Below are 823 nucleotides of genomic sequence, written 5' to 3' on the forward strand. Positions count from 1 at the left end.
GCCAGCACCGCCAGCGCCGCCGCCATTGAGGTCGGGTTGGCGTTGTAGCTGTCGTCCAGCAGGGTAATCGATCCGCTCTCCAGTTGGATCGCTTCGCGCACGCCGCGGCCCTTGACCGGCGACCACAGGGCGAGGCTTTCAACGGCTTTAGCCGGATCAGCGCCCAGAGCTTCGGCGCAGGCCAGCGCACCCAGCGCATTCATTGCGAAATGGGCGCCAAGCGATTGAATATGCAGCTCAACATCCCGGCCGTTTGCCGTGGCGCGGGCCACGGTCTCCTCGCCCTCTATCCCGGCGGAATGCAAGGTGTAGTCCGCAGCGCTCTCGCCAAACCAGCGGGCGGTCGCACCCAAACCAGCGGCCACGTCGTGCAGTACATGGGCCTCAGCAATATCGGCGTTCAAAACCGCGGTGCCGCCGGGCTCCAGCCCTTCCATGATCGCGGCCTTCTCAGCCGCGATGCCTTCGACGTTTTCAAAGGCCTCCAGATGAACGGCAGCAACCGTCGTCACCATCGCCACATGCGGGCGCGCCTGCTTTGCCAGGGGCGCAATTTCGCCGGGGTGGTTCATGCCGATCTCGATCACCGCAAACTCGGTATCGCGCGGCATCCGCGCCAGCGTCAGCGGCACGCCCCAGTGGTTGTTGTAACTGGCAACGGCGGCATGGGTACGGCCCTGGTCCGACAGCATCCGCGCCAGCATTTCCTTGGTCGAGGTCTTGCCGACCGAGCCGGTCACCGCAACGACCTTGGCGTTCGTCCGTGCCCGTGACGCGCGGCCCAGGGCCTCTAGCCCCGCCTGCACATCGTCTACAATCAGCA

At 65.5% G+C, this 823-nt stretch carries 1 protein-coding gene; it reads right to left on the minus strand.

The genetic code is table 11. The features are described 5' to 3' along the window. Nucleotides 1–823: UDP-N-acetylmuramoyl-tripeptide--D-alanyl-D-alanine ligase (locus RA21_RS21845; protein ID WP_039152738.1), on the minus strand; the 823-nt coding region annotated here is incomplete at both ends.

Source organism: Leisingera sp. ANG-DT (assembly GCF_000813785.1).
Taxonomy (GTDB): domain Bacteria; phylum Pseudomonadota; class Alphaproteobacteria; order Rhodobacterales; family Rhodobacteraceae; genus Leisingera.